At 46.2% G+C, this 4,601-nt stretch carries 5 protein-coding genes; 4 read left to right on the plus strand and 1 reads right to left on the minus strand.

Going from position 1 to position 4,601, the window contains the following annotated elements; genetic code table 11:
- Positions 1-262: 262 nt before the first annotated feature.
- The 4 genes from AC5I6P_RS00485 (at position 263) to AC5I6P_RS00500 (ending at position 3,527) form a co-directional block, all read left to right on the plus strand.
- A complete protein-coding gene (locus AC5I6P_RS00485; RefSeq protein ID WP_495691794.1) occupies positions 263-880 on the plus strand; it encodes a nucleotide-binding protein in 618 nt (205 codons plus the stop codon).
- A gap of 2 nt (positions 881-882) precedes the next feature.
- Positions 883-1,872 carry a ParB/RepB/Spo0J family partition protein gene (locus tag AC5I6P_RS00490; protein WP_495691795.1) on the plus strand — a complete coding sequence of 330 codons (990 nt, stop codon included), beginning with the start codon at positions 883-885 and terminating at the stop codon, positions 1,870-1,872.
- Positions 1,873-2,099: 227 nt separating this feature from the next.
- Entirely contained in the window at positions 2,100-2,525 is a 426-nt protein-coding gene (locus AC5I6P_RS00495; RefSeq protein WP_495691796.1) for a hypothetical protein, read from the plus strand.
- Positions 2,526-2,627: 102 nt separating this feature from the next.
- On the plus strand, positions 2,628-3,527 hold the full coding sequence (locus AC5I6P_RS00500; protein WP_495691797.1) for a ParB/RepB/Spo0J family partition protein: 900 nt from the start codon (positions 2,628-2,630) through the stop codon (positions 3,525-3,527).
- On the opposite strand, the gene AC5I6P_RS00505 is transcribed toward AC5I6P_RS00500, so the two are convergent.
- Entirely contained in the window at positions 3,490-4,134 is a 645-nt protein-coding gene (locus AC5I6P_RS00505; protein ID WP_495691798.1) for a hypothetical protein, read from the minus strand. The two genes, AC5I6P_RS00500 and AC5I6P_RS00505, sit on opposite strands and share 38 nt — an antisense overlap.
- Positions 4,135-4,601: the final 467 nt, after the last annotated feature.

Raw genomic sequence — 4,601 nt, forward strand, 5'->3', positions numbered from 1 at the left:
AAGCGACAGTTGGCAAATCAACTCCAGCGAATATTTCCTCTCCTACAATGAAACAACCCTGCTTTTTTAAGCGTAGTCCGCCTTCTTCCAGGCTTAGCGCTTCACAGAGAGTATCTAGTTTGGGGTCAGATGTCTGGTATCGCCAGTTGCAATTACAGAGTATGAATAACGTTATTCATACTCTGACTTTTCAATAGGAAAGAAGTTCTTATGCCCAAGAAACAGTATAGTAGAAACAATTTTACGAATTCGCCTTGCCATTATGATCATTGCGATCGTTAACTCTAAAGGCGGTGTCACCAAGACGACAACAGCGGTCCACCTTGCTTACCAGCTGGCTCAACACGGACCCACCGCGCTTGTAGATTCTGATCCCAATCGTTCCTCCCGTGCGTGGGCAGGACGACCAGGAAGCATCTTCCCTTTCAAGGTTATTACTGAGCTTGAATTGATCGGCTTTCAAGGGAAGTTTCAGCACATTGTAACGGACACAAAAGCTCGTCCAGAACTAGACGATTTAGATGTGCTCATTAGAACGGCCCATTTAATTATTGTGCCAACATCACCCTCTGGCGACGATTTAAGAGTCACGGCTACTACTGCTCAATCCTTGAAAGGAATGGGCAGTACAAAGCACAGAATCTTACTAACAAAAGTGCCAACGCATTATCAAGCAACGGATGAAGCCGACGCGAGAGATTTTCTTATTTCCAAAGGTATTCCGATGTTCGACGGGCGCATTCGATTTTATAAAGCCTATGACAAAGCGTTCATCGAGGGCATTCCTGTGTTTCAGGTCAAGCGCGATCGCAATGCAAAACTAGCGTGGTCTGATTATGAAGCGGTCTTTAGGGAGATTTTAGCTGGGAAGGACTTGTAAATATGGTAAGTAGATTAGCCGGTTTGGCTTCTATTGCTGAGGACGAAACGGAAGTCAATTCTCTATCTATTGATACTTCTAGAGGAGTATTCCAAGGTATTCCTCAGTTGATTGAAATTTCCAAAATCAAGCGCTCTCCGTTTCAGCCGCGTTCTTATTTCAATGCCGATAAGATCGAAAAAATGGCAGAAACGTTTCGCAAGTATCAGGAGCGGGGTGAACATCCCCGAACCGCGATTCTGGTACGTCCGTTAGAGGGGAATGAGTATGAACTAGTCTTTGGGGAGCAGCGAACACGTGCTCATCAGGAGGCAGGGTTTGATACGATTTTGGCCTTTGTCGATGGATCCATAACTGACGCAGAATCACGGGAATTAGCGCTTACAGAGAATCTGTTGCGCGAGGACCTTAACCCGATTGAGAAAACAGAAGCCATCCTTCATCTTGCAGCTGTTCGCCTGCAATGCTCTCCCGAGCAAGTCAAACAGCTCTTAATTGATGCGGCAACAGAACGGAATGCCGATATGAATAACGTTATTCATACTTCAGAGTGGCGCACCCTTACGGCCTTCTTTGAAGAGCTACCAGGTCAATTAACTCCAGATAGTTTTCGCTCAAACTACCTGCCGCTACTTAACCTTCCTTCAGATGTAATCGAAGCCGTGCATGCTGGAACAATAGAATATACAAAAGCAAGAGCAATCGGGGCAGTCAGTGATCGCTCTTTCCGCCACAGGTTGCTTCAAGCTGCAATCGAAGAATCTCTGTCGGTACGAGCTATTCGAGAACGAATAAAGGCATTTAAACAAGGACAACCTACTAAAGCGCATCAGGATGTAGAGGAAAGTACTCCCGTATCCCTTCCTAAACGGTTGACTAATCTCAGTCAGCAGATGAAGAAAAGTCGGATTTTAAAGGACCCTAAAAAAGTCAGAAAAGTAGAGTCTCTACTTGAAAAGCTAGAAGCGTTGCTCCTTGAGGCAGACGGTTAAAGGTGTTTGCGTCCTTTATAAGCCTGATCAGACCTCCCCTTAACTAGCTTGGTAAAACGTTGGGAGCAACATTGCTCCCAACGTCTTTCCCGCTTGGCTCTCTATCAAAGAGCCAAGCGGGGAGAAGTTCCACGTGTTCCACAGCAAAAATGCTGATTTGTTTCGGAGCGTTATCTGGCTGGAGAAAGTTCTAGAGATTTGGCCGAAATAATGGTATTACCATTTTTATGCCCTCTCGTCATCGCCTTGTTGTTCCCATCTCTCTCCAGCCTGCTGATAAGGTGCAACTTGAGGCTTTGCGATCGCGGTTTGCGAAACTTACTTCTGTTACAGCGATGACGGCAAGTGAGGCTGTCAGGTTTGCGATCGCCATCGCTGCCGTTGCACCGACTGATCTCGTTGCTCACGTCGTTCGAGCGGGCACTCGGGTACGCCTGGGGCGTCCACACCTGCCTTGGGACCAGTATCAGCCCGATGATGAGTTTGAGAGGGAAGAGGCTAAACGACGAGACCGCCTGAAACTTCTAAAGGAATCGGAAAATCTTCAGAAGCTAGAGAGACGGACTCCCCAGCAAGAGCTCCGCCTGAGAGAGATTTGTGACGCACTCAACATGGTTTTACTTTCCCCTAAACAGCAGTTGAAAGAGACGTGATCACCATCGTACGTTCTGGCATAAAACAAACATAAGGTAGAGCTATCTAACACAATATTGCTTTGAGAAAGTCTAGCTGTCTTTTGAAATGGTGCATGGGTGATGTTTAAGAATCCTGACCCCAGTAATACGTCAATTGCTACTTGTGACATTCAACTGATTCCCCTTGAGCGCATCCAGGTCGGTAAGCAGCCCCGTTATTATTTCTCACAACACTCGATTGAACTCCTCGCTCAGTCTTTCCGTGAAACTGGTTTTCAAGGGACCATTAATGTGCGTCCCTTGGATGGAGAGCAGTATCTCTTAGTGGCAGGAGAACGAAGATACCGAGCGGCGCATTTAGCAGGTCTTGTCGCCGTTTACTGTGTCGTGAGCGAGTTTACCGATGAAGACGCTCTAGAGTTTGCTTTGCAGGAGAACCTTCAGCGGGAAGACTTAAGTAAATTGGAAGAGACTCAAGGGCTACTTGATTTAATGAGCCTTAAATTGGGATTAGAGCAAGCGCACTTAATTGAAATCATTAACCGAGAAGGGCGCTTGATTGGTAAGAACAATGATGCCCTTAACACCGAGGCCTTAAGTTCGGAACTTCACCAAATTGCAGCGATTCTAGGATCATTTGGTGTCAGGGTTCAAACATTTTGCACCAAACATCTAAAAACTCTTGCTTTGCCCCACGAAATCAAGCAAGCACATTTAGAAAAAAGATTGCCTTACTCCTCAGCTATTGCACTTTCAAGAGTTGAAGACAAAGACCTGCGTGAGAACTTACTGAATCAAGTGTTATCCAAAGAGTTGTCATATCACGATCTTCAAAGCATTTTGGGGCAAATGCTTCCCTCCCGTGCGCTCCCCCAATCCTCACCTAAGCCCAGCAATCGACTGCGAGCGATTGCCAAACGGCTTAAGACTGTTGAAACCTCGGTCAACCACCAGGCCCAGCTAGATGTGATCATCGATCAATTCATCGATGCTTTGGAGCGGCTCTGCAAGCCTTCATAGCGGGCTTAGTCGTAGCTCTCTTTTGCTTATTGTAGCCAGCTTTAAGCGTTAGCTCTACGCGAGGGAGGTGTGCTTTCTTGCGTCGTTGGTTGACAGCCTTTACTAATTTCAGCTTCTGCCGAATGACGCCTGGGAAGGAATAAAATCGGAGATTGTTGATCTTGGCTTTGACTTCAGGAGTCGGGCGAAGTGCAATAGACAGAAAGTATTCCTCAATCGGCTTCCAAGTGTGGCGAGCCACCCGCACGCAGGGTTTTTCTGCCTTTACTCCGATCGAGTAACACGCTAGATGCAGCGGGGCGACTCGCAGGTCTCTCCAGCAAATTCGATCGAATGTTGGATGAGTACCTTCCGTTGCTAGCAAAATAAAGCGGTGCCCTTGACGAACATAGACGACATTGGCTAAGCCTTTTTGTTTGCGGCGAAGTCTCACCATTCTATCTTGCGTAATGTTGTACGTCTGAATGAGCTTTGCGTCTACTAAATTTGGCTCTTTGTCCAAAGGAATGTGGCGAACGACGTAGCGGCAATAACCAAACCTTAAATAGTCAATCGCAACGCGACGAATCAGAGCATCTAATGTTGTGACAACAAATGAATAAGCCATTCGCTTAGCTCTTTAAAGAAAGTGAATTGATTGAAGTCGGTTCAATTCACAAAACCGTGTGCCCCACATTGTTGCTTAATGCATTCATTCTTCTCGCCATGTAATCTCCTATATAGGTGTCACATCGCCAAAGATTTTCAAAGCATTGAGCAACCGTTGCACGACACAAACAACTTTGTTTCTTTTCCTTACCCTTTACTAGTGTTGACCCGTGGGAGTGGAGCGATCACGAAACAATGAAGAAGATCGTGTTTCAGGACTTCCCATTCGTTCCACGTCATGCAGTTGGAAAAAAGCTAATACCAGCTTTATCTTGGACAATGTGATCTGAAGTCTGTCGTCAATCCTTTCGTTGTTGATGTCCGAGTCATTGACCTTTTTGACTCGCAAACGATCTAAAGAACTGGCGGCTCCCCTGCTTGACTGACAAAACTAAGAAGCTGGAAAGCTAGTGAGGACGGTGAATT

Source organism: Myxacorys sp. (assembly GCF_059501405.1).